The organism is Epilithonimonas sp. UC225_85, assembly GCF_042695135.1.
In the GTDB taxonomy this organism is placed as follows: domain Bacteria; phylum Bacteroidota; class Bacteroidia; order Flavobacteriales; family Weeksellaceae; genus Epilithonimonas.
This window is the reverse complement of record NZ_CP170547.1, coordinates 2785072-2809140: the sequence shown is the minus strand read 5'-3', so window position 1 is coordinate 2809140 and position 24069 is coordinate 2785072. Positions and strand designations below refer to the sequence as shown.

The following is a 24069-nucleotide window of genomic DNA, read 5'->3' as shown; positions in this document are numbered from 1 at the left end:
TTTTGTATTAAATTTATAATCTATTTGCAACAACTGAAATACTTCTGACAAAAGAAGTTGCCGGAAGCTTTTTATTACTTAATTTCCCCGCAAGCTCTTTTGAACGGCAAGGCCAAATATTTAAATGAAGCGACATAGGAAGATGAGGGATTGGAGTTGGATTCCAATCTACACGCCTGTGTACCAAGCGATCATCAACAAACCAACGTATCTCGCATTCATCCCATTCAATTGTATATTTATGGAATGATTTCGAAGCATCAAAACCTAAATCCACATAACATGGCGAACCACGATAACCATAATCAAATTTTGTCCCTTCATCTCCTGGATTATAGAAGACATTAATCATCATACGGTTGGGTCGAATTCCCGTAATCTCAACATCAATCTCTTGGCGAGGCGAATCTCTATGAAGAAAGAAGCCGGTTATTATACCAGGCATATTAGAAGCTTTAAGTATAATCTCAAACTTTCCATATAAAAACTTATCAGTACTTGTTAAAGCAGCAGCGCTGTATTTTCTTACCCCCAAATCATCTTCCTTAACTTTTAATATAAGTCCTTGCTGTTTTTTAAATTCTAAATTTCCTGACCTAAACAAAGCTAAATTATCAGTAAATGTGTCATTTCTGGATGTCCAAAATTTATCATTTAAGCTCTCTAAATTGTCATCTAAATCTAAATAATTCAGTTTAAATTTAGATTTTTCTTTGGTCGGTATTATATCAATTCCTTGCCATTGACGATCCATCTCCACAAGCCAAGGGGACGCATCATATTTTTTTTCTATTATTGACGTAGAAACTATATCATTCTGTTTTCGTAAAATATTCATTTGCCTCTGTGCTTTATCTGGGAAATCAGGGAAAATACAATCGGGAGGTGAACTTCTAAGGTGTTCACAGACAAGTTGCCACTTATTTACAGATGTTGAGCTAAGTAACAAAATATCTTTTTTGTCAAAATTAGCTATAATCCTTTTCCATCCCTCATCAAGGATATCAATTAAATTAGTAGTAAAAATAAATTTAGCAGTTGGATAAGTTTCCTTTAAACAGACAATCTTGTCCGAAAGACAACCAATATTTACATAAGCATTGAAAATTTGCTCACTATTTCCAGCAAATATTTTTTTTAATTCAGATTTGGGAAGAGTGTCTAAATCGCTACAGCACCTATATCCAAGAATAGACAATGCCATTGCAAGAGATGTAAGTCCAGACTTCTCATGACCGAAAGCAAAAACTGGGACTTCATTTGGTGTAATGTGAAATAAAGCAGCATTTTCACTTGTTATTGCACCAATTTTTGTAAGGGATGGTAATATCGAATAAGAATTGGTAGATGTCAAATCAAGTCGTTGGCTGATTATTGATTTATGAGTGGCAAGGACATTTAGAAATTTAAACTGATGATTTATCCAAAGATCTACAGGACCTTTACAAGGAAGAAGTTCAAGAAGTTTTTTAGCTCCTGACTTTGAAATAACATAACCAGACAGATTCCATAGACCACGAACAGGACGAAATATTTTTTCGGATATAAAAGTTTTTGGCGCTCCGTTTTTCACCTCTTCAAAAGATAAATAAAGTATATCAAATTTATTTTGCTTATTTTCAGTTATTTCTATCCAAGCTTCATTGAGTTTATTAGAAAAGCCGGGCTTAAACCAAATATCATCTTCAAGAATAAGAGTATAATCGTTGTCATTCGAAGCTATGCGTTTCCACAATTCTATATGTGAATACGCAACAGCTATTTCTGGTCTACTCATTTGGATTTTGGAATGCAGATCCAAATTCGTTGGCATCGTAAGAGGTTGAGGTTCAACAAAAAGTTGATCTTCAAGAGTATATACAGGATCTAAATCACCGTTCGTAGGAGGATTTTCATGAAAGTCCTTTGCATCTATGGCATTAAATCTCTCAACTAAGCTATTGAGTTTAGTTCCAGAGACATTTAGTATCTGTTGCAATTCTTTCTCAATATCTTTCCAACGAGAAGGTTGACGCTTTAAATTAATTACATAAATATGATTTATTAGAAAGTTTGAATTATCATTTTTATGTCCGAATGCTTGACACTTTTTACTAGGAAGTAATCTTCTGTATCGTAACCCAGTACGAAACAAATATTTTAAAGCTAAAGGCCACTTAGAATTTTTTCTCATAAAAACCACTTAAATTAGAATCTTTGAAATCTTGACAATTTGACAAGCGCCAATTTCTTGCATCATTTCTGTAACTCAATGGCCATTTACTTTTAGCAATATTTTCCCAATCTGTCAATACTAAAATTAATTGTTCTTCAATATTAGTTTCTCTTAAAATATTTGTTATTGATTTAGTAATGTTACCCGGGCCAGTTGTAGATTGTATCTCAGGTAAACTATCACTTGTGTCTGACTCCAACAATAACAAGGTTGCTAAGGAAAGAGCTTGTTCAATTATAGGATGTTTACTTTTGGCAATTAGAGGATTATTGTTGAAATAGAAAATCCAACTACTTGAATATGCTCCTACCTTTGTGAAAATCGATGGAGAAACCATTGACTGAGTAGAAATATCATAGCATAGTGGTTGAATTTTTAATCTGTTATCATTAAATAGGTAATTAATATCTGCCCCACTGTAAACATCATCAGCATCTATGTAGCATCCTCCTTCAATAAAAATATAACAAAGACGGAAATAATCTGATTGCATTGCGGGATGATAACACTTATCATAAGCATTTGTATATTTATTGCCTAGTTTTTCAAGGATGAATTCTCTTGCTTTTTCATTATTAAATAGTAACCTTTCATAACCTAAAGAATCAAGTTGTGACCAACTTTGAATGCATTCGTTCACATCTGTAGGTAATTGTTCACTGTTATCCCAAAATTGTATAATTTTCTTTGGAATTTTATTTGTATCAAAGGACAAATTTTCAAAAGTCCTCTGAACAATTTCTTTTACAAAATTAGAAATTTGTTCATCTGTTATTTTTTGTCTAGACATTCGTTACAATATTTGGATGAATTATTTTTTTAAGATCTTTTTTACTCTGACGTTAAAACCCCTGGATAATAAATCTTCAAGTGTTAATCGAAAATTGACTAAGCTGAAAAAAGGTAATGAATCAACAAATTTTCGATGCTTATCTTCAATTATTGCATATGTAACTGTGTATTTATTAGGATGAATGTCCTTATTTTCTATCGGAATTATATTACGATTGTTTTTTAATATGGTTCGAATGTTTTTGCGATACGTTTTATCTTTTTGTAAAGAGTTGGCTGATACTTTTCCTTGTGAGAAGAGTGACTTAGAGTAGAAGAACTCTCTCTAAATTTAATATGAATAAATTCATTGTTTGACACATTATATACATCACATACTTCAATCTGGGATCTATTTATATCAGACTTTACAAGGTTTCTGTCAAAAAGTAAATAATCTGCTTTTGAATTTGCCAGTTGAATGTTATAGAATCCTTCATCATATTTTTTATCCTTATTTTGTACACAATCAATAAATGCTGATTCTGACTCTTCAATTGAAGAACAATATTGATAAATGTCATTATAGTAATCTTTACTTATTTTGTACCAGTTTGAAGATGTGAAAATATATCTGAAACCATTTAATTCTGTTTCATAATTTAGAAATCTCCATAGTTTATATGAAAACGTTTCTTCGTAAGTAGAAAACTTAATATAGAAATTTTGATATGCTAATTTATCCCAGTCATCAAATACAAAATCATCTTGAAATTTATAAAGATAGAAATGTTTAATATCAAATTGATTGAACTTATCACCCTTTGGGGTATAGGATAAGTATTCAAAATTTTCCCAATCTATTAAGAAAGGTGGAGCAAGATGTAAAGATGTGCTATCTTTAGAATTTACAGCTTTAAGCAGTCGTGTTTTTAATTTTTCTAACGTAGCAGGATCTTTTTCTGGCTTTATGTTATCAATCCAGTCAAAACGCTCCTTATAATCATCCGATAAATAAGATGTTTTTAGCTCTTTTAAAATTTTTGGAATACTACGAAGTTTAACTCTCGGTGCAATATGAATAGCTTCATTGCCAGTAATGATTTTACCAAATAATCTATCGCTGGTATTCTTTGGTTCGCCAGTAATTCCTTTAACCAAATCTCTTAAGATATCTATTTCAAAATGATGTGGACTCCCTTTTTGAGATGCTTGCGTTTTTGTTAGAAGGTTTAAATCACCAATATTTGCTTTGTCTACACTTATCAATTTATCAGCATCAATTATATTCAATGCCGTCTTTAATCCAAATTCACGTTCAATACATTCATCTTTTAATAAGTATTTTCCATAACCAAAACAAATTGCGAAAATTCTTTCTTCACTTTTGAAGAATAGTACGGCTCGATTGGATGAATTATTTAAATCGGGGAATTCTTCTTTACAAATTGTTTGTAATAAATATTTCCATTCTGGCTCTTTCTTTTTTCATGACCGATTACAACCAATCCCTCATTTTCTATATCATCTTTAAGTTTATATTTTGTAATCGAGTTTGATTTTAATGTAGAATCAAACGTAGTATATTTTTCTTTCAATAGAAAAATAGCTAGCTTTTTCGTGAGAAAATTGCTCATGGTTTAGTTTTTATTATCGGCATAAAAATATTTATAAATTGCAAATTGACTCTACTGGGGAGTGACTGCAATTATTTAAAAGTCAAAACTATATATAAATTTATTGCTAACATTACGGCTTTCCGTAAAAAAACAAAAATAAAATCTACCACAAAATATCCATTCAGTATTTTCACTGAATTTTCTCAGTAATTATTTCTGTGTCAGTGCAAAACAGAATCAGATTTAATCTTGTGTTTTTATATTGTATTAAATGAAATTTAAAATTAGAGAAATTTATTTTCTTTTATCAATTTCCAATATATTTATACTAGTTGGGCATACTATAATTAGCTTCTATATACCTTAAAAGTTCATTTTCAAACGGCCCTAAAGCCAAGCCCCCATTTATATAACCTGCTGGTATCAATGTTCGGTAATCTCCGTCTAAACTGAATTTGTCTATTTGATGAGCATTTTCATAAATGTCCACTAAGTGTCCTACCTTAATGCCTAAATCCGTGTTGAATTTCATAAACTCAACCACATTTTCAATTTTTTCAATCTCATATTTATCTATACCTGCATATTTGGTCATGTCAATTGAACATAATGCAAAACAATTCGGGTTTTGGTGTGCTCTTAAAGTTTGATTTCGTGAAATTCTTATTGGTGTTGTTTCAATCCATTTTGATTTAACCTCAATATAATAAATTGGTTTTTCATCAATATAAACTACAATGTCTTGTCCATCCTGCTCACTAATCACTTTCGCATTAATATTTTGCGTTAATCTTTTAAGAAGTACGTCTTCCAAATGATTACCAAGTTTCTTTTTGTATTGCATTTCGATTTCATCCTGCTGTTTTCTGAGTAATGCATCTTCTCCGAGCTTTATTAACTCTTCAAGATTAGGATGTCCAGCTATCCCTGCAAGTTTTCTAATTACGGTCTCATGCTGACTTAAAATAGTGAAGGATGCTTCACCGTCTGCCAATTGTACCAATATTGCGGACTTATTTCTTGATGTTGCTGGAAAAAGCTCTTCATAAAGTTCGTTTTTTCCTTTGTCGGGCTTGAAATTTCTAATTATGTCAATAATATAACTTCTGTAGGGATGATTTTCCATGTGTATCTCATTTCCTGATTGGCCGAAAAACCGTATTTCTATTTCAGATGTCAAATCCAATGCTTTGGTGGATTTCATTTCATCATAAATATTTTCGATAACAGAATGTGCTAGTGTAGTTCTGATTAGACTACTTGGTTCTACTATATTGTCATACAAATCTTTTACAAACTCAGGTATTTTGTTATCACTGTAAAGATTTATAATACCTTTTAATTCGTTAAGTTGATTTGGATAAACATCATATCGCAGGAATATCTTTTTAACATCAGCGTAATTGAAGGCTTCTTTTAAAATTATTGCTAATCCTTCTAAATTTTCTTTTGTCCATTCAGTATCCTTATTACTTATATCATTCAAAAATACTTTGAACAAGTCGTTCTGCCCCTTTCTAATGTCTATGTTATCCTCACCAGAAATGGAAGAAAGAACAATCGAGTTTAACTCTAAATCATAATGCTGTTCAATCAACTTTATCACTTTTACAGGACCACTTATTGAATCTTCTTTCGGGATTATACTGGCGTATTGAATTAAACGTGCAAGGTAGTTTTCGGGTAGACTTTCTGAACGTGTATTTTCTTTTATATGCTCATCTAATGAAGCATTGATTAATTCCATGTAATTCCTTCGTCCAAAGTTTTCAAACTCTAAACCTTCAAGCAAAAAGTCAATATCAATTTGCCTGTTGGTTATTTTAGGGTTGAGTACATCTGCTAATGATAATAGTTCAGCTGTCAAATCAACAGATCGGCTAAGATCGATTCGTCTTTTGAATTGTCCTTTTATATTAGGTATAATCGCTTTGTCGAATAATTCTACTTGTTCTTTTCGTATCAATTCTTTGTATAAAAGAATTAATTCAGATTTATTGAATGATTCAATTGCTCCGTCTTCTTGGATTTTATCAACAATATCGGCAAATCCAATTCTTTGAATATCCCAAATATTCCAATTATCCATAAGTTTTGTATAGATTGGAATAAGTTCTGATTTAGGTAAATTTCCATAAAAATCAGCAACAATTTTATAAATGGCTCCTAATGTGTTTTCATCTGTTTGCAGAATTACCGAACTGTTTAAAAAAACTGCTTCCTGTACAGATATTCGAGCGTTTTGTGTCTCAACAAACGGAAGGGTTTTAAACTTATTTGTCCACTTTTCTTTGAATTCTATAAAGTATTTGTTTAGCTCCGCATCATCTGAACTGACCGGAAAGTTAATTTCAGCAAGTAAATGTGGATTTTGGATTTTTGAAAGGTTGTTTTCTAAAAAAGAAAAAATCAAATCAGATGCCTCTTGTAGCAATTTCTGATTGGCTAACTCCTCTGTCTTGTTTTTTTCATTTTCCGAATTGAGATGTAAGCCATCTCTCGGTTCTGTAGGCTGAAAATTTTTGGAATGAATTACAAAGTTGAATCCGAAATGCTCTGTCCCGATTAATGGATAATAAAGAAAAAGTCGTGGTAGGCTTTCCGGCAACATTTGCGCATTTCCAATATATTTATCAGAAGTTAGATTATCGTCAAGCGGAAGTACTATGGTTAATCTATCCGTTTTAAGATAGTTGATTCTTTTAATCTCGTCATTTATTTGTATTTCTCTGGTATAGCAATACTCACGAAATTCTTCAATTTCGTTCTTGATATAGGTTGTTATATTACCTTGATTGTCAATAACAGTTACTTTCTTTAATCTATCATTAAAAATCATCACATAAGGCAAAATTACTTTTAGTGATTCGGTGGCATCAAATGCTCTTTTTTTATTGAGCTCGTTGTTGAAACCGAATTTGAAAACAGTTTTTGGCAACTCGTCAAAAGTTGGTTGCTTATTCAGTAATTCTGTAACTGTCTTTCTTAGATCGCTTATCTCATCACAAAGCTTTTCCCAATCTTGTGTGCTGCGGTCTATTACAAGGTCGGTGAACTTTATGTTGCCTAATGCCGAATTATTTGAATATTCTCCGTAAAGTTCATCTTGAATGGCACCGCTTACTTTCACTATATCACCAAAAGAATGTGAGGTCATAAAGCCGGTACCGTATTGACCAATAGGGTCAGCTTCTTCTCTTTCAATTTTTTTTTCTGTAAGCGTTTTTGAACTTACCTGTGTAAACAAACAATCTAGGGTGTGCATGGTAAAAGGTACTCCATTGTGTGAAAAGATGAGTTCATTATCTGATAACTTTAACTCAATCTCACACGATGGACTTAAATCCACCGCATTCTGAAACAGTTCCCAAATAGCTCTTTTAGCGTGGTTAGGACCAATTTTTTTTATGCCCTGAATAATCTTATCCGCATGTTGCTTTAGGTCATTACGCTGTGTTTTATATTTATATAAATCGGCTCTTGATACTTGTGTTTCCATAAGAATTAACTCAATTGTTAGTATTGTTGTCTTTTACTGCGGCTACTAACTTTCGGTGAATTTGCGGAGTTTTCTAAATAAGCATGCTCAAATAGTGATAATTTTGCAAATTTCTCAAATATAAAGAGATAGTAGAGGTTTTGTTTTTTTTCAAAAATAAAAATTATTTCCTTAAGCCAATTATGGTTTTCCGTACAACGACAAAGATAAAAACCATCACAAAACTTACAATCAGTATTTTTACTGAATTTCTTTTACATTGTTATGATTTATAAAAAAAATCCTAACTCACGTTAGGATTTCTTAATATTTTTTTTCTTTTAAAGTCCAACCATTTCAAGAAATTTAGATAGCTTAATATTTTTAGCTTCACATATTCTCATTATGGTAATTAAACTAATTTGGTAATTTTCGTCTTCTCTAATTCTCCTTACAGTCTTCTCATCAATATTATTTTCGGTTGCAAATTGACTATTATTATTCATAGGAACAACCCATTTATCCCTTATAAATTCAACAATCTTTCTATTGGCAATTTTCATATAAGCAAATAAAAGTGATATTCCATAAAATAATTCGGACTTGAATCCGAATTGTCAATATTTTTATTATATTTGTAAAATAAGTTATTGAAATGTAACTTTGCGATACTTCAAAGAATATTAGAAGCTATTGCTTAGAATCTCGACTTGAAAACTGGTAATTAACGAAACGAGAGGATAAGTAAAGTAGCTCACGACCTAGGCGTGGGCTCACTTATCTGTTTCAAGGTATACCAGTATCCCAAGTCGGATATGTTGAGTTCCATGCCGTTTTTTGTTTTCTATGCTGTCAGCCATCTCTACACTCCTAAGCCGCTTCCACGATATACAGTATCAGATTGCATGATACAATGGGGTGTACAACCCATTGCGGCTCTACAGCTTTCACGGGACACAATTTTCATTCATATTAATTTTTTTATGATTGTTTGGGTTGGAGGATTTCCTCTACCAAGGAAGTCTCCTCCCAAGCATATCATTTAAACAGCAACTAAAACAAATATCAAGACACATATAATTTACAGTAACTATTAGAAAAAAAGCCCTTTCCGCAATAGTTTGGCGACCAAACGGAAAGAGCATAATCAGTCATTAATAATCATTAAAAACCTATTCAAAAATATGAAAAATATTTTTTGCAGGGGATTTATGTCTTTTGCTTTTACCATAGCAACCACATCCTTTGCCCAGAACAAGTCTCTTAAAATTGGAGATTCCCTTCCTGAAAGTTTTTGGACAACACCTTTACAGGTTGTCAATCATCCTCAGAAAACGATTGATCTTTCAGAAGATAAAAACAAACTAATCCTAATCGATTTCTGGAGCACCTGGTGCAGTGCCTGTCTAATGAGTCTTCCTAAAATTGAAGCTTTACAGCAAAAGTTTGGAGATAAGGTAAAAATACTTCCTGTAAGCAGTCAGGATAAATCTGCTATGGATAAATTCTTCACTTCTTCGAACGGAAAGAAGTATAAGAATATGCCGTCTACCTATGATGATAAGAAACTCCACGACCTATTTCCACACGCAGGCGTTCCGTTTATCATATGGATCAAAGACGGAAAACTGTTCAATTCCACTGATTCAGGACAACTGACTGAGCAGACCATTAATGAAGTTCTGAGTGGAGACAAATCATCACTACAGACCATTATCCAAATGGACAGGGCAAGACCATTAATGCTTTCTGAAGATTACGACCGTCAGAGAAATGTCCAACTCCTCAATTATTCATTCTTTGCCAAAGGGCAAATCCCTGATATTGGTGCAGGAGGAACCTATCGTAAAACAACATCCGGAAAAATTCACGGCAGGCAGTTTACCAATCTGCCATTATGGGATATGTATTACGCCATAGGGTATGAACTTTTGAGACAGCAGGATAAAACATCTTTCACTGAGAAAAGAATGTTTATTGAGGTCAATCAACCTGAACAGCTAATGCCGATCGAAAAAGCAGACGGTTCAAATGATGGAACAAATTTGTATAACTACGAATTCATTATCCCCGAACAGAAATCTGATTCTCTCTACAATTATATGCTGGAAGATCTCAATCGTTATTCCGGCTATACGGTTACCCTTGAGAAAAGACCTGTAAAATGTCTAGTGTTAAGAAGAAAAACCACGAAAGACAAACTGGCGACCAAAGGAGGTGAAAAGCGTTCCACCTTTCCACGAACCCCATCCATTCTGAGAAATGTACCTCTTAAAAATATGGTCAATATGCTGAACGGTGAAAATCCCATCAAGGAGCTTTTTATAGATGAAACCGCTTATACAGGCAATGTAGATTTAGAAATTTCAGGAATCAAAGACATTGAAACATTACGAAAGGAACTTCAGAGATACGACCTTGACCTGAGACCAGAAGAACGTCAGGTTTTGATGATGATTATCAAAGACCAGCGGAATTAAACATTCCCACCGTTCGAAAAACTATTGAATTTACATTAACGCAAAACTATATCAGACTATGAAGAAATTATTAGTGCTTCCCGTCATATGCTATTGTGTGCCAGTTATGGCACAGCAAATGTTTACGGGAAGCGTTATCGACGAAACAACCCGATTACCTGTAAGAGGAGCAACAATCGCCATACAGAACTCAAAAACCGTAACTACTACGGACAGATATGGAAACTTCAGTCTTAGTACCAATGACAAAAAAATCAATCTTGTTATCCTTGGTAAAGGTTATGAAGAACAGGTGATTGTTTTGGAACTTCCTTTGAAAGAACCATTAAAAATTAATTTATCCGAAAAGATAGCCCAAATTGATGAGGTAGTACTCACGACAGGTTATCAGAAAATCCCTAAAGAACGTTCCACAGGTTCTTTCTCTTCAGTAAGTAATTCAGCTCTGAACACACAGGTATCCACCAATATCCTTGACCGTTTAGCTGCTACAGCCAATGGAATTGTTATCAATAAAGGAACATCCCAAGGAGGGTCACAAATTATGGTCAGAGGACTAAACACCATTCAAGGACCTAAATCGCCTTTGATTGTAGTAGACAATTTTCCTTACGATGGTGATATCAGCAACATCGACCCCAACATTGTTGAAAGCATTACTGTTCTCAAAGATGCCGCCGCATCGAGTATCTGGGGAGCAAGGGCAGCCAACGGTGTGATTGTCATTACGACCAAAACGGCAAAGTACAACCAACCTGTGACGGTCAATTTCAACACTTATTTAATGACCAGCCCTAAGCCTGATTTCAATTATCTGAAAACAATGTCCAGTTCAGACTTTATCGATGTGGAACAGGAATTATTTAAGAAGAATTTTTACAACACCGATATCAATTCGACCAGCCACCCCGTATTATCTCCTGTGGTTGACCTTTTGAATAAAGAAAAAAAAGGACTGCTTTCATCTGAATATGTACGAAATGAAATAGAACGTCTGAAGACCATTGATTCCCGTGACCAATACCGAAAATATATGTACCAGCCTTTGGAGAACAGACAGTATTCCCTAAGTATGGCGGGCGGAGCTCCTCAGTTTTCTTGGACATCATCTTTGGGGTATGATGACAACGCCGGAAATCTTGGAGAAAAATATGAACGTGTGAACCTACGCTTCCAGAATACCTGGCAACCGTTGAAGAATCTGACATTGAACACCGGAATCTTCTTTACCCATTCCGCAACCCAAAGCGGTCGAAGTGCTTATGGAAGCATTATTATGAAAACCAATTCCGTCCCTTATATGGAAATGGCAGATGCATTCGGAAATGCATTGGCGGTTTCAAAATCGTATGAGCAGAGTTATAAATCAGCATTAGGCAATGGAAAATTATTGGATTGGAATTATTACCCGCTTACCGATTGGCAACACAATACAGCCACAAGTAAAAGTTCGGAGATCATTCTCAATGCAGGATTGAACTACAAGATATTGAAAGGATTGGATGTGGATATAAAATACCAGTATCAGAGGACCACCGGACTTTCCAATACAATGTATGATGAAGGAAGCTACTTTGTAAGGGATTATGTGAACAGGTTCACGGTTATCAATTCCGATGGCAGTCTGACCTACAATGTACCCAAAGGAGCGATAATAGATAAGACCAATTCGCAATTATTAATTAACAATTTCCGAGGACAGCTCAATTTCAACAGGGGTTTTGGCAAACATCAGGTTTCAGCCATTTTGGGAAGCGAGGTAAGGGATGCCAACTCACAGTCTGGCAATAACCGATATTATGGCTATGACCCCAACAACCTTTCGTTTGGAATGGTTGACCTCAGCAAGAGGTTCCCGATTATTGCAGGAGGTACAGGCTTTATCGACAATCTGAACTCTTTGAGGGAATCCACCAATCGTTTTGTATCGGTCTATGCGAATGCAGCCTACACATTTGACAATCGTTATACTATATCCGGAAGTGCCCGACGTGATGCCAGCAATCTGTTCGGATTGAAGACCAATGACCAATGGAATCCTTTCTGGTCAACAGGTATTTCGTGGAATGTAGCCAATGAGAAGTTTTATACTATAAGGTGGCTTCCGAATCTGAAGCTAAGAGGTTCATACGGTTTCAATGGTAATATCAATCCTGCAATGGTTGCCGTAACCACGATAGCATTACTCGGTGTTTCAACATACACGCAGGAGCAGATGGCAAGATTTGACAATTACTACAATCCCCAGCTTCGTTGGGAAACGGTCAGAATGATCAATGCAGGATTAGATTTTGCAACCAAAAATAACAGGATCTCAGGTTCTGTGGAGTATTTCCAGAAAAAGGGAGAAAATCTCTTCGGACAGGTTCCGCTTGATTACACCATCGGATTGAGTAGTCTCGTGTGGAATGTTGCAGGAATTGAAGGAAAAGGCGTTGATGTGGAAATCAAGACCATCAATATCAATAAATCTTTCAGATGGCTCACCACTCTTAATTTCAGTACTTACAAAGATAAAGTGACGAAGTATTATCCGAGCAGTACCATAGCCAGAAACTTTGTACTTGCCTCTGTTCCCATATCCGGAATTGAAGGTTTACCCGTCTATTCGATGTTTGGATACCAATGGGCAGGACTCGACCCTCAGACAGGCGATCCCAGAGGGTATCTGAATGGAGAGGTTAGTAAGGATTACGCCAAGATAATGGGAGCCGATGTTAAAGACCTGCAGTATTTTGGTTCTGCAATACCAACTGTGTATGGTTCTTTCACTAATACTTTTGCTTTTAAACAACTAAGCCTTGATGTCGGAATTACCTATAAGATGGGCTATTATTTTAGAAGACCATCCATTAGCTACACCAGCTTATTCAGGGAATGGAACGGTCACAGCGATTACGAACAAAGATGGCAGAAACCAGGTGATGAAGTCTTTACCAATGTGCCTTCCAATCAATATCAAACGAATTCCAATAGGGATGCATTCTACGCAGGTTCCGCTGCACTGATTGAAAAAGGTGACCATATCCGTCTACAATACATCAATCTTGGATATGAGATCAGTAAAAGGCAATGGCATGGTTTACCACTTAAAAGTCTTCAGTTGTATGGCAATGTCAGCAATCTCGGAATACTCTGGCAAGAAAGTAAAAGCGGGATCGATCCTGATTTCAATTTGGGAAGCAACACCTTAAAACCTCCTATGACCTTTACATTAGGATTAAAAGCTAAATTTTAAAATTGATAGAAATGAGAAAAATTAAAATACTACTAACATCGTTATCATTAATTCTAATCTCGTTTGGATGCAGTGATTTTTTAGACGAAAAGTCTGACCTGAAGCTGGCGACTCCTGATAGATTGGAGGACAACCAAATGCTTCTCAACAATTATGGTTTCCTTAATGTGGATTTTGCTTCGAGTGGAGAAACGAGTTCGGATGACTATTATCTTACGGATGCCGATTACAACGGTTTGAGCTTTGAGGCGACAAAACGTCTTCATATATGGATGCCGGATAATGTGGCGAGTCCCATTTCATCAGGAAATGACTGGTCTACCTGCTACAGAAGTATTTATATCTGTAATGCCGTTTTATTCAATATGCAGGATAAAAACTTCACAGGCGAGCAGGCAGATAATATCAGAGGTCAAGCGTTGGCGCTTCGTGCATTCAGATATCTGGATGCTGCACAAATCTGGTGTCCCGCTTATAATCCTCAAACTGCGGGAATAGATTTGGGGCTTCCGTTAAGATTAGACCCTGATATGAATATCCCATCGGTACGCTCAACAGTCAGGCAGACCTATGACCAGATCATCAGTGACCTGCAAACCGCAATACCATTGCTCTTGCCGAAACAGATTTCCGGTATGCGGATATCGAGAGCCGCAGCTTATGGTTTATTGGCTCGTACCTATCTTTTTATGGGAGATTATAGCAATGCCCTTAAGAATACAGAACAAGCACTAAACATCAATAATGACCTGATGGATTTTAATACCCTGAATGCCAATGCTGATTATCCCATTGAGGAAATGAATAAGGAAGTCCTTTTGTGGACAGCGATAACATATGAATCTCATTTAATGCCCGCAAAGATCCCTGACCACATTTATCAGATGTATGACAGCAATGACTTACGAAAAACCGTTTTTTTCAATAAGAATACAGCTAATGAAGTTCTATTCAAAGGCTATTACAACAATGTCAATGGGCCAATCGTCAGTGTGGCAACCGATGAACTTTACCTTATGGCTGCAGAATGTAATGTAAGACTGAATAAGATTCAGGAAGGTATGGGGTATCTCAATAACCTGCTCGTCAAAAGATGGAAAACTGGAAATTATATCCCGATGACTGCCAATTCACAGGCAGAGGCTTTGAATATCATTTTGAAAGAAAGAAGGAAAGAGCTTTTGATTCGAGGACTAAGATGGTCTGACCTGAAAAGGTACAACCGTGATGGTGCAAATATTACGCTTACCAGAACTGTTAATGGGCAAACCTACACTTTGCCACCTAATGATCTGAGATATGCAATAGCCATTCCCGAAGATATTATTACGCTTACAGGAATGCCACAGAATCCAAGATAAAAAATAGTAGGGTTGGCAAATTATTGCCAACCCTACTTTTAAATCCTTATTGAAAGAACTATTACTGTCTTCTCTCACTCGGATGAATAGCAAGAACTTGAGAGTTAGTCATTCCTCCAATCACATCAACCAAATCCTGACCTTCCGGAACTGTGATTGTACAAGGTTTATTTCCTGTGGTCAGACAAGATGAACCTGCTCCTACTGCCCAGTTAGACTCTTGAGAGAAAGCACCTGCAGAAGTGTCTGTACTATTGTAATAGAACTGTTGGTCAGCTGCCTTTTTTTCGATGATTTTAAAAGACATCGTAGCACCCGTAAACATAACAGCGGCTATAGCTACTGCGTTGATTTTCAAAAACTGATTAATTTTCATTTTATTGGTCTTTTTATATATCAAAAAAGATTACCATAAAAACTTTAGAAATTTGCCTGAGAAGTACGATTGATTAGGTAAAATAATTAGTTATACTCATAGATTAACGAATCTTGTCGTACCAAAATATCCTATTCTACATATTCTCAAACAAATTGTTGTTTAATAAATTCATTTTAGAGTTTCGGATTGTTAGACAGCTTTCGACCGTCTAATTCTAAGGTTAAACTTTAATAACAAATTCCAATCATAATCATCCGTAAGTAATTACGGTAACATACTTATTCAGCAGGCCTGCTGTATCTTAGATTTAAGCCTAAAGCGATAACAGAAATAACGATACATCCAATGTTAAAATACAGATGCTGATGCCAGCTCATTTTTTCCAAAATTCCTCCGCAGGAACAAGGGAGATTTTCAGAGGTGCGGATTATAAAAAAAATATAACCTGTGAAGATGAGCATCAAAATAAAACTTCCAATCAATCCTGTATTTCTGGTCTTCCGATAACACAATAATCCTGCAATGATCAATTCCAGAATAATGATTGCAAAAGGTAAGAATGCAGCGTATGCACTTAATAAAGGTGATTCCGAAATCTGAATCTGAAAATTTTCAAAATCCATTATTTTACTGATGCTGGCATAACAAAACAACAGTATAAAGAAATAGCCGATGAATTCTACGACTCTTGTTTTGACTTTTTTCATAATTATTATTAGTTATTCAAATTTTTCCTTTCGGTTGTTTACTGTGAATTCTGAAGTCTAAATTACACTGACTGTGAGGTTGAGAAAAACAATAGTGGGAAAGAAATATGTTTTCTACGTAACGAAATATACATCCTTCCCACTATATTTATTTTTAACTAATTGAAAATTAATTATTTATATATTTATTAGGAATGGAGCCGAACTCGAAGCTTGTTCAAGTACATTTTGTAATAGATTTTTCCGGTAAATTTGAATATATCATAATGTTATGCATTATCATCATAAGATTTCACTTCTGATTTATAATTTGTTCTTCTTTTTTTTAAATGCCCAGGAATTACAAAGCTTATCATACAAGACAATTTCAGACTTGTATGAAAACTACCCTGAAAACGATTCAAGGGCAATGGTTTTTGTGAATAAGTATATAGAAAAAGCAAAAAAAGATAATAATTGGAAAAAGCAGATTATAGGTTATGAAGATGCTATATACTACACCGAAGACATAAATCGAAAATTGTCTTATGCAGATAGTGCTATTGTGGGAGCATTCAAATCTGGTGACCGTGATATCATTTCAAGGGCATACCTCGGAAAAGGCATTATTTACTATTATAACAAAAGACAATATAAGTATGCTTTGGAGCAATATCTTAAAGCTTATCAATTTTCCCGGAATTCAAGCAACGATTATCTGAAAAATAAAATAGACTATCATCTCGGGATGGTAAAAAGTTATCTGGGCTACTACGAAGCAGCAGCAGTTCACTTTAGAAATACGACGAAGTATTTTGAGGAACATATGAAAGAAAACCTTCACCCAAACATCAGGTTGAATAACGAGGCGGGTTATTTTAATAGCATTTACCGCCTGAGTACTTGTTATGAAAATCTTCGTTTATACAACAAGGAAGATTCATTGATTAGCATCGGGTTACAAAAATTGAAAAACATCAATGAGCATTTACTTGAATATGGTTACTTTCAAAAAGGGAAAGGTGTACAACTTTTAAGAAAAGGGAATACAGATGAAGCACTTAAACATTTGAAACTTTCACGTGATATTTTGGTCAATAATCAGGATTATAACTCATTAACCACTGTTTATTTTTACTTAGGGAAACTGTATTGGCTCAAAGGAAACAGAGCAGAATCACTGGTTTATCTGAATAAAGTGGACTCTATGATTAACAAGGTTCAATTTACTACTCCCGAGATCCGGTCAAGTTATAAATACCTCATTAAGGATGCAACAGAGAACGGTAGTTTGGGTAAGCAATTGTATTATAGTGACCAGTTTTTACAAACGAATTCAACTTTGAATGTTGATTTTGCAATACTTACTTCAAAAATTCGCCAAGAATATGATACAGAAAGATTATTAGAAGAAAAACAATTATTGGAGAATAAACTGCGCAATGATTTTTATTTTCTAGTTGCCACGCCAGTTATATTTGTTCTCCTATTTTTTTTAGTAATTAAGCTGCGTAATAGAGAAAATAAATTTTCTGGAAAATTTATTAAACTAGGGAGAAAGTTCAGGAAGTATTATTCTTTTCTAATTGCAAACAAAAAAACGTCTGAAAAGAAAAAAACACACAGTCCCGAAATCATTGAAGATATTAAAGAAAAACTCAAAAAGTTTGAAGAAGAGAGGCGATTTCTTGATAAAAACCTGACCTTACCAATGGTTGCAAAAATGTTTGGCAGAACACATTCTCAACTATCCTATGTACTGAATGAACATCTGAATATTTCGTTCACGCAGTATATAAAGGTTTTACGAATCGGATATATTACCAACCTTCTAATGGAAAATAAAATGTATCTGCAGTACAAAGTTGAAAATCTGGCTCACGAATGTGGAATGTCTAGCCGACAATTATTCTCAACTCATTTTTACGAAATTAACGGAATAAGACCGATAGAATTTATAAAGAACAGGAAGAAGGAAATCGATGAGAATTGATTTATGTATAAAGGGAGCATTACTCTTTTGTATGTCCTAAAGTACATTCTGCAATATAAAAAACAGCGCATTTATTGAAATATGGAAAACTCATCCCGGCTTTTCCCTCGGAGTTTCCCACATTCCAACAAAGTTTTCACAACAACAGCAGACCTTTTAAAAATTCATAGATGTGTAAAATAGATACAGGTACTGAATCGACCTGCGTAAAAGAGATACAGGTTCTTAGCTGACCTGTGTAAAAGAGATATAGGTTGGGAATTTTCCCTGCACAATAGCAACCTGAGTAAAAGAGATACAGGTATTAGAATGACCTGCGTAAATTAGACACAGGTTCTTGGCTGACCTGCGTCAAATGACAGAAAGTGAACCTGCGTAAAAAGAGGCTAGGTGTTATTTTCATCATTTGTCATATTCCAAAACAGATTTACAAAAAATACATATTGGTTTTCAGTTAATTACATAATAATTATGATTCTGTTTCTTTTTTTTGGAGCTCTGAAATAACATTCTTTGATTTTAAAGGCAAGATGTGTCTTTGTATATACAAACTTTTCAAGTTTGATATCCAAAGACTCTCTTGCCTTTTTTGCAAAAAGGGGAAAAAACTGCGGAACTTGTTTTTTTGTTTTTCTTAAAATTGGTTTAAAGATTCCAAATCATTCTTATTTATTCTTTTTTAATCTCCACCTATTTCCAAATTATTCCAGATTGTTCTTATTCAATCCAACTCCCTTTAACACTATTGTTTTAACGATTTTGATGTTCCAATTTTGCAAAAAGAAATTTTATCAAAAACAAAAATGAAGAAACTATGAGAGTAAACCTTGTTACCAAAGAAGACCTTCAGGAGTTCAAAACCGAATTGCTTGAAGACATTAAAAATCTTTTTAATATCAAAATTTCAGAGCAGAAATTATGGCTGCGCTCATCAGAGGTCAAAGAACTTCTGAAAATTTCTACCGGAACATTACAGAATCTCCGTGTCAGTGGAACCTTATCCTATACTCGTGTCGGTGGCACATTATATTACAATTACAAAGACATCGAAAAAATGTTAAATAAGAAAGTATAATTTATTAGTAACAAAATGAATTACATCAAACATCTCACAGGTTTCTATGAAAAGGTGGCTAAGGACAATACTCTTAATCCCACACACATCAGCCTCTACTTAGCATTATTCCAATTCTGGAATTTCAACCGTTTCCGAAATCCGGTCAGTATTTCACGGGATGAAGTGATGCGAATCAGTAAAATCCACTCAAAAGCCACCTATCACAATTGCCTGAATAATCTGCATTCTTCGGGCTATATTGATTATCAGCCTTCCTATAATCCGTTTAAAGGAAGCCAGGTTGTTATGCTGGATTTTGCGGTGGAGCTGAAGCCCACTCCTAAGCAAATAAGAATCAAAAATTAAATTTCTTCTTAATTTTCCAAGTGCAAGTTAGTGGCAGAGGTTATTTTACGACATATGGATAAATTATAATTATGCATTATGACAATTGTTTTTCAATATCAATTTTATTATTTTTAGTTATTTTAGCATTGTATGCATCTAACATTTTTTATCTTTGAGGATTAACATTAATGATACTAAATGTCAGAAGAACAAAGACGTCAGTTGCAACAGCAACTTTGGAATATTGCCAATACTTTAAGAGGAAAAATGGATGCCGACGAATTTCGGGATTATATTTTAGGATTTATTTTCTATAAATATCTTTCTGAAAAGATTCATTTTACTGCCAATAAAATTTTATTAGATTCCGGAGAAGACATCGACTACAATGACGTTGATGAAAATACTGAAGAAGGAAAAGAAATCGTTCAGGCAATTTATGAAGAGGTTGTTGAAGATTTAGGCTATTTCTTAAAACCATCAGAACTTTTTAGTAATATTGCTAAAAAAGGTCATCAAAAAGAGGAAGGAAAATCTAATTTTATCCTTGCAGAACTTTCAAAGATTCTTACTAATATAGAGCAGTCTACTTTAGGTACTGATAGTGAAGACGATTTTGATAACCTTTTTGAAGATTTGGATTTAACATCTTCCAAATTAGGAAAAACTGAAGACGAGAAAAATACGTTGATTTCGAAAGTCTTATATCATTTGGATGATATTGATTTCAATCTTTCTGATACCAATGCCGATGTTTTAGGAGACGCTTACGAATATCTGATTTCACAATTTGCAAGTGGCGCGGGCAAGAAAGCAGGAGAATTCTATACACCTCAACAAGTTTCTACCATTCTGGCTAGAATCGTTACCAGCAGAAAATCCCAGTTGAAATCAGTTTATGATCCAACTTGCGGAAGTGGTTCTTTGCTCCTTCGTGTTGCCCGCGAAGCAAAAGTAAGTGATTTCTACGGTCAGGAAATGAACCGAACCACTTACAACTTAGCGCGGATGAATATGATTCTTCACGGAGTCAATTACAGTAATTTCGATATCAAGCAGGAAGATACTCTTGAAAAACCTCAACATCTTGATAAAACGTTTGATGCTATTGTTGCCAATCCGCCCTTTTCTGCGAACTGGAGTAGCAATGAACTTTTATTGTTAGATGAGCGTTTCTCACAATATGGAAAATTAGCTCCGGCTTCCAAAGCTGATTTTGCTTTTATTCAGCATATGATTCATCATTTGGATGAGAACGGAATTATGGCAGTTGTAATGCCTCACGGAGTTTTGTTCCGTGGTGCAGCGGAATTGGTTATTCGTAAATATCTGATTAAAGAGAAAAATTATCTGGATGCTGTAATAGGTTTACCTGCCAATATCTTCTTTGGTACAAGCATTCCTACTTGTATATTGGTTTTCAAGAAATGCCGAGAACAGGATGAAGATGTTCTGTTTGTAGATGCCAGCAAAGAATTTGAAAAACAAAAAAATCAAAATGTATTGCTTCCAAAACATATCAATAAAATTGTTGATATGTACCAAGAAAGAAAAGCAGAAGAGAAATTCTCTCATCTCGCTACCTTGCAGGAAATTGCTGACAATGATTACAACCTGAATATCCCTCGCTATGTAGATACTTTTGAGGAGGAAGAAGAAATCGACATCCAAGCGGTAATGGCAGAAATCAAACAATTGGAAGCCAAACGTTCTCAGTTGGATTCTGAAATTGAAGTTTATTTAAAAGAATTAGGATTAGTAAGTTAATTTTTTTTTGACTTTAGAATATCCCTAATTTTTATAGCAGTAACAATAAATTATCAAGATGACAGAAAAAAATAAAAGTATCAGAAATTTTCCAAATTTGCGATTTCCAGGGTTTGAAGAATGTTGGGAACTAAAGAAATTAAAAGAAGTTGCTAGTAAAATAAATAGTGGAAAAACACCACTAGGAGGAGAAGCTATATATACCGTTTCAGGAGTAGTATTTATAAGAAGTCAAAATGTAAATCATGATAGATTAGTACTTGATAATCCGGTATTTATTCCCGATGAAATAAACAGAGGAATGAAAAACAGTGTGGTTTATCCTAATGATATCCTATTAAATATTACAGGTGCTTCATTAGGAAGAAGCTGTGTTGTTCCAGAAAACTTTATCATTGGAAATGTTAATCAGCATGTATGCGTTATTAGGAGCACCAAAAAATATAATCCACGATTTATTCAACCTATTTTATCTTCAACAAAAGGACAGGATGTTTTTAAAAGCTTACAAACAGGTAGTGGAAGAGAAGGTCTTAATTTTGAAAGCATAAAAAACATAAAGATTTTTTACCCTTCATTGACCGAACAAAATAAAATAGCAAATTTTTTATCATTGCTTGACGATAGAATGCAAACCCAAAAGAAAATAATTGATGATTTAATCGTATTAAAAAATTCAGCTGTAAAGAAACTATTTGAAAGCAATATTAAATTCAAAAATGATAACGGAAATTTTCCTAATTGGGAAAAGAAAAAATTAAACGAAATATCAAAAGAACATTTACAAAAAAATCCAAATAATCTTTATACCGAAGTATTTTCAGTATCTAAACATAAAGGAGTTATTAATCAAATCGAACATTTGGGAAGGTCTTTTTCTGCAAAAGAAATTACACATTACAAATTGATTTATCCTGGAGATTTAGTTTATACGAAAAGTCCAACTTCAGAATTTCCATTCGGAATTATTAAACAAAATAGGACTGGTAGAATTGGTGTTGTTTCTCCACTTTATTGTGTTTTTACACCCGATTCTTTTGCTTTAGGGTATTTAATTCACGAATATTTTAATTCTCCAGTAAACACGTTTAACTATTTAAATCCACTTGTTCAAAAAGGTGCAAAAAACACTATGAATATCAATAATGATGCATTTTTAAATGGTGCAAAACTTTTGTTACCGATAAATAAGGAAGAGCAGAATAAAATTTATAATTTTTTGTATTTATTGGAAGATAAAATTAATCTTGAAAAAAAAATTATAACTCAATTTGAAAATCAAAAAAAGTATTTACTTGCCAATTTGTTCATCTAAACAATGTCTTGTCAAGGTTTAAAATCTTGACAAGGCTGATTAAGCAAAAAGATTTGCTAAAAGGTATTTCTTTTGAGTTTCGTATTTAGCTAAAATTTTCTTTTCTGTTTCTATTTTTTTATCGACGGATGCAAGGGTATTTGCAATTTTGACTTGCTCATCTTTACTAGGAAGTATTACTTTTAATTTTAGAAATTCACTCTTAGAAATATTATATCTTGTACTGCCTTGCGCAAGTTTAACAATCTCATTTCTGAAGACTTTGCTTCTAAAAAAGAATTGTGAAAATTCTGGTATCAATTTTTCAAAAGAATGAGTCCTGAATCCAAAACAGAAACTATTTAAAAATACATTTTCAACATCTTCTAATAAAACAGAACTCATCCCAATTTCTTCAGGGGTTTCAGAAGAAACAGTGAAAAATATATCTCCAAATTGAACTGCATTTTGGTTCTCATTTGCAGAAATATTTACAAATGCGCATTTACAAATATTTATTCTTGAAGAATCAAAAATTTGCTTGTATTGAATGTATTTTTTACCCGAACCAAAATCATCTTTTGTTTTTCCAGATAGACCATTATAGGTTTTTCCAATATTACTTAATTTCTCTTGAGTCCAATTGTTAAATGAATTACCATCATTATCATTTAGTCTTAATTTACCTGTTAGCAATAAATCTTCAAGAACTTGCATTTGAGATTTTACTTTGGTAATTATTTTCATTGACGATGTGATCCTTTCATTTATTAAAGATAAGAAGTGAGAAATTTCTTTTTGTTCTGAAAGGATTGGGATTTTAACTTCTAGTGATTTTAAATCTGCTAAATCTAGTTTTCCTGCTCCAATTCCAGTTCCAGTTACCATATTTAAAATTTTGGGTTCAAATGCTGAAAACCAATTTAAAATATACTCTGAAGAAGATTGCTCATGTACAATTATGGATTTAACATCCTGATTAAAAGCTAGGTCTCTTGAAACAATACCAATTGGAATTTTATTAAATAGCATACTTCCACGTACTAAAATAAGTAAGCTACCTTTTTTTGCTAATCTTGAACCTTTTTTTAATCCTGATTCTGTTATTTTTATTTCTGAATCGGAATATACAAATCCTCTCATACTTGATGCGCTAATCCAAGGTATTTGCCCATTCCAGAACAATGGGTTTTCTTTCGATGGTGTTCCACCAGAAGACCAACTTGTTATATCGCCAAGTTTGATTGTTTTCCACTCTCCATCAAACCCTGGAAATCGCAAATTTGGAAACCCAAAGATTAATAATTTCCAATCTTAAATTTTACAGAATTTTCTTCTCAAATCCTTTATTCATACCTTTTTTGATTTTTAATAATAATTTAA

The 24069-nt window shown here is 33.9% G+C and carries 16 protein-coding genes and 1 pseudogene; 8 read left to right on the top strand and 9 right to left on the bottom strand.

Features of this window, described 5'->3' with window-relative positions; all coding sequences use genetic code 11:
- Positions 1-13: 13 nt before the first annotated feature.
- The 6 genes and pseudogenes from ACFJGY_RS12790 to ACFJGY_RS12765 all read right to left on the bottom strand — a co-directional run bounded on the left by ACFJGY_RS12790 (position 14) and on the right by ACFJGY_RS12765 (position 8646).
- Positions 14-2173, bottom strand: coding sequence for a family 16 glycosylhydrolase (locus tag ACFJGY_RS12790; RefSeq protein ID WP_379964487.1), 2160 nt, complete (start codon positions 2171-2173; stop codon positions 14-16).
- Positions 2157-3005, bottom strand: a complete 849-nt coding sequence (locus ACFJGY_RS12785; RefSeq protein ID WP_379964485.1) for a glycosyltransferase family 32 protein — start codon at positions 3003-3005, stop codon at positions 2157-2159. The genes ACFJGY_RS12790 and ACFJGY_RS12785 overlap by 17 nt, the downstream gene beginning before the upstream one ends.
- 21 nt (positions 3006-3026) lie before the next feature.
- Positions 3027-4435, bottom strand: a pseudogene (locus ACFJGY_RS12780) (DUF6119 family protein).
- A complete protein-coding gene (locus ACFJGY_RS12775; RefSeq protein ID WP_379964483.1) occupies positions 4408-4623 on the bottom strand; it encodes a hypothetical protein in 216 nt (71 codons plus the stop codon). The pseudogene ACFJGY_RS12780 and the gene ACFJGY_RS12775 overlap by 28 nt, the downstream one beginning before the upstream one ends.
- A 310-nt stretch (positions 4624-4933) precedes the next feature.
- On the bottom strand, positions 4934-8104 hold the full coding sequence (locus ACFJGY_RS12770) for a sacsin N-terminal ATP-binding-like domain-containing protein (protein ID WP_379964481.1): 3171 nt from the start codon (positions 8102-8104) through the stop codon (positions 4934-4936).
- Positions 8105-8424: 320 nt separating this feature from the next.
- The gene (locus tag ACFJGY_RS12765) at positions 8425-8646 is read right to left on the bottom strand and encodes a helix-turn-helix domain-containing protein (protein ID WP_034706453.1); all 222 of its coding nucleotides are present in this window, start codon (positions 8644-8646) and stop codon (positions 8425-8427) included.
- A 621-nt stretch (positions 8647-9267) separates the two neighbouring features.
- On the opposite strand from ACFJGY_RS12765, the gene ACFJGY_RS12760 reads away from it, so the two are divergent.
- From ACFJGY_RS12760 to ACFJGY_RS12750, 3 genes are read left to right on the top strand one after another with little or no spacing between them, the layout of a single operon-like run.
- Positions 9268-10563, top strand: coding sequence for a TlpA family protein disulfide reductase (locus ACFJGY_RS12760; RefSeq protein ID WP_379964479.1), 1296 nt, complete (start codon positions 9268-9270; stop codon positions 10561-10563).
- A gap of 58 nt (positions 10564-10621) precedes the next feature.
- Positions 10622-13801: a SusC/RagA family TonB-linked outer membrane protein gene (locus ACFJGY_RS12755; RefSeq protein WP_379964477.1), complete on the top strand. Its 3180-nt coding sequence runs from the start codon at positions 10622-10624 to the stop codon at positions 13799-13801.
- Positions 13802-13812: 11 nt separating this feature from the next.
- Positions 13813-15162 (top strand): RagB/SusD family nutrient uptake outer membrane protein, encoded by a 1350-nt coding sequence (locus tag ACFJGY_RS12750; RefSeq protein WP_379964475.1) that lies wholly within the window; start codon positions 13813-13815, stop codon positions 15160-15162.
- A 61-nt stretch (positions 15163-15223) separates the two neighbouring features.
- Here ACFJGY_RS12750 and ACFJGY_RS12745 read toward each other — a convergent pair whose 3' ends face one another.
- Both ACFJGY_RS12745 and ACFJGY_RS12740 read right to left on the bottom strand, forming a co-directional pair.
- The gene (locus tag ACFJGY_RS12745; protein ID WP_379964473.1) at positions 15224-15538 is read right to left on the bottom strand and encodes a hypothetical protein; all 315 of its coding nucleotides are present in this window, start codon (positions 15536-15538) and stop codon (positions 15224-15226) included.
- 281 nt (positions 15539-15819) lie between these two features.
- Positions 15820-16248 carry a MauE/DoxX family redox-associated membrane protein gene (locus ACFJGY_RS12740; RefSeq protein ID WP_379964471.1) on the bottom strand — a complete coding sequence of 143 codons (429 nt, stop codon included), beginning with the start codon at positions 16246-16248 and terminating at the stop codon, positions 15820-15822.
- A gap of 418 nt (positions 16249-16666) precedes the next feature.
- On the opposite strand from ACFJGY_RS12740, the gene ACFJGY_RS12735 reads away from it, so the two are divergent.
- From ACFJGY_RS12735 to ACFJGY_RS12715, 5 genes are all read left to right on the top strand, one after another.
- The gene (locus tag ACFJGY_RS12735; RefSeq protein ID WP_379964469.1) at positions 16667-18220 is read left to right on the top strand and encodes a helix-turn-helix domain-containing protein; all 1554 of its coding nucleotides are present in this window, start codon (positions 16667-16669) and stop codon (positions 18218-18220) included.
- 814 nt (positions 18221-19034) lie between these two features.
- Positions 19035-19295: a helix-turn-helix domain-containing protein gene (locus ACFJGY_RS12730; protein ID WP_379964467.1), complete on the top strand. Its 261-nt coding sequence runs from the start codon at positions 19035-19037 to the stop codon at positions 19293-19295.
- 15 nt (positions 19296-19310) lie between these two features.
- Complete coding sequence (locus ACFJGY_RS12725; RefSeq protein WP_379964466.1) at positions 19311-19643, top strand: hypothetical protein; 333 nt, start codon at positions 19311-19313, stop codon at positions 19641-19643.
- Between the two features lie 180 nt (positions 19644-19823).
- On the top strand, positions 19824-21392 hold the full coding sequence (locus tag ACFJGY_RS12720; RefSeq protein ID WP_379964464.1) for a type I restriction-modification system subunit M: 1569 nt from the start codon (positions 19824-19826) through the stop codon (positions 21390-21392).
- A 58-nt stretch (positions 21393-21450) separates the two neighbouring features.
- Complete coding sequence (locus tag ACFJGY_RS12715; protein ID WP_379964462.1) at positions 21451-22707, top strand: restriction endonuclease subunit S; 1257 nt, start codon at positions 21451-21453, stop codon at positions 22705-22707.
- A 39-nt stretch (positions 22708-22746) separates the two neighbouring features.
- Here ACFJGY_RS12715 and ACFJGY_RS12710 read toward each other — a convergent pair whose 3' ends face one another.
- Positions 22747-23967 carry a restriction endonuclease subunit S gene (locus ACFJGY_RS12710; RefSeq protein WP_379964460.1) on the bottom strand — a complete coding sequence of 407 codons (1221 nt, stop codon included), beginning with the start codon at positions 23965-23967 and terminating at the stop codon, positions 22747-22749.
- Positions 23968-24069 lie beyond the last annotated feature (102 nt).

Bases quoted from the DNA above. Each gene is read 5' to 3' on its own strand.
- ACFJGY_RS12790 (WP_379964487.1), bottom strand. From the start codon at position 2,173: ATGAGAAAAAATTCTAAGTGGCCTTTAGCTTTAAAATATTTGTTTCGT.
- ACFJGY_RS12785 (WP_379964485.1), bottom strand. From the start codon at position 3,005: ATGTCTAGACAAAAAATAACAGATGAACAAATTTCTAATTTTGTAAAA.
- ACFJGY_RS12775 (WP_379964483.1), bottom strand. From the start codon at position 4,623: ATGAGCAATTTTCTCACGAAAAAGCTAGCTATTTTTCTATTGAAAGAA.
- ACFJGY_RS12770 (WP_379964481.1), bottom strand. From the start codon at position 8,104: ATGGAAACACAAGTATCAAGAGCCGATTTATATAAATATAAAACACAG.
- ACFJGY_RS12765 (WP_034706453.1), bottom strand. From the start codon at position 8,646: ATGAAAATTGCCAATAGAAAGATTGTTGAATTTATAAGGGATAAATGG.
- ACFJGY_RS12760 (WP_379964479.1), top strand. From the start codon at position 9,268: ATGAAAAATATTTTTTGCAGGGGATTTATGTCTTTTGCTTTTACCATA.
- ACFJGY_RS12755 (WP_379964477.1), top strand. From the start codon at position 10,622: ATGAAGAAATTATTAGTGCTTCCCGTCATATGCTATTGTGTGCCAGTT.
- ACFJGY_RS12750 (WP_379964475.1), top strand. From the start codon at position 13,813: ATGAGAAAAATTAAAATACTACTAACATCGTTATCATTAATTCTAATC.
- ACFJGY_RS12745 (WP_379964473.1), bottom strand. From the start codon at position 15,538: ATGAAAATTAATCAGTTTTTGAAAATCAACGCAGTAGCTATAGCCGCT.
- ACFJGY_RS12740 (WP_379964471.1), bottom strand. From the start codon at position 16,248: ATGAAAAAAGTCAAAACAAGAGTCGTAGAATTCATCGGCTATTTCTTT.
- ACFJGY_RS12730 (WP_379964467.1), top strand. From the start codon at position 19,035: ATGAGAGTAAACCTTGTTACCAAAGAAGACCTTCAGGAGTTCAAAACC.
- ACFJGY_RS12725 (WP_379964466.1), top strand. From the start codon at position 19,311: ATGAATTACATCAAACATCTCACAGGTTTCTATGAAAAGGTGGCTAAG.
- ACFJGY_RS12720 (WP_379964464.1), top strand. From the start codon at position 19,824: ATGTCAGAAGAACAAAGACGTCAGTTGCAACAGCAACTTTGGAATATT.
- ACFJGY_RS12715 (WP_379964462.1), top strand. From the start codon at position 21,451: ATGACAGAAAAAAATAAAAGTATCAGAAATTTTCCAAATTTGCGATTT.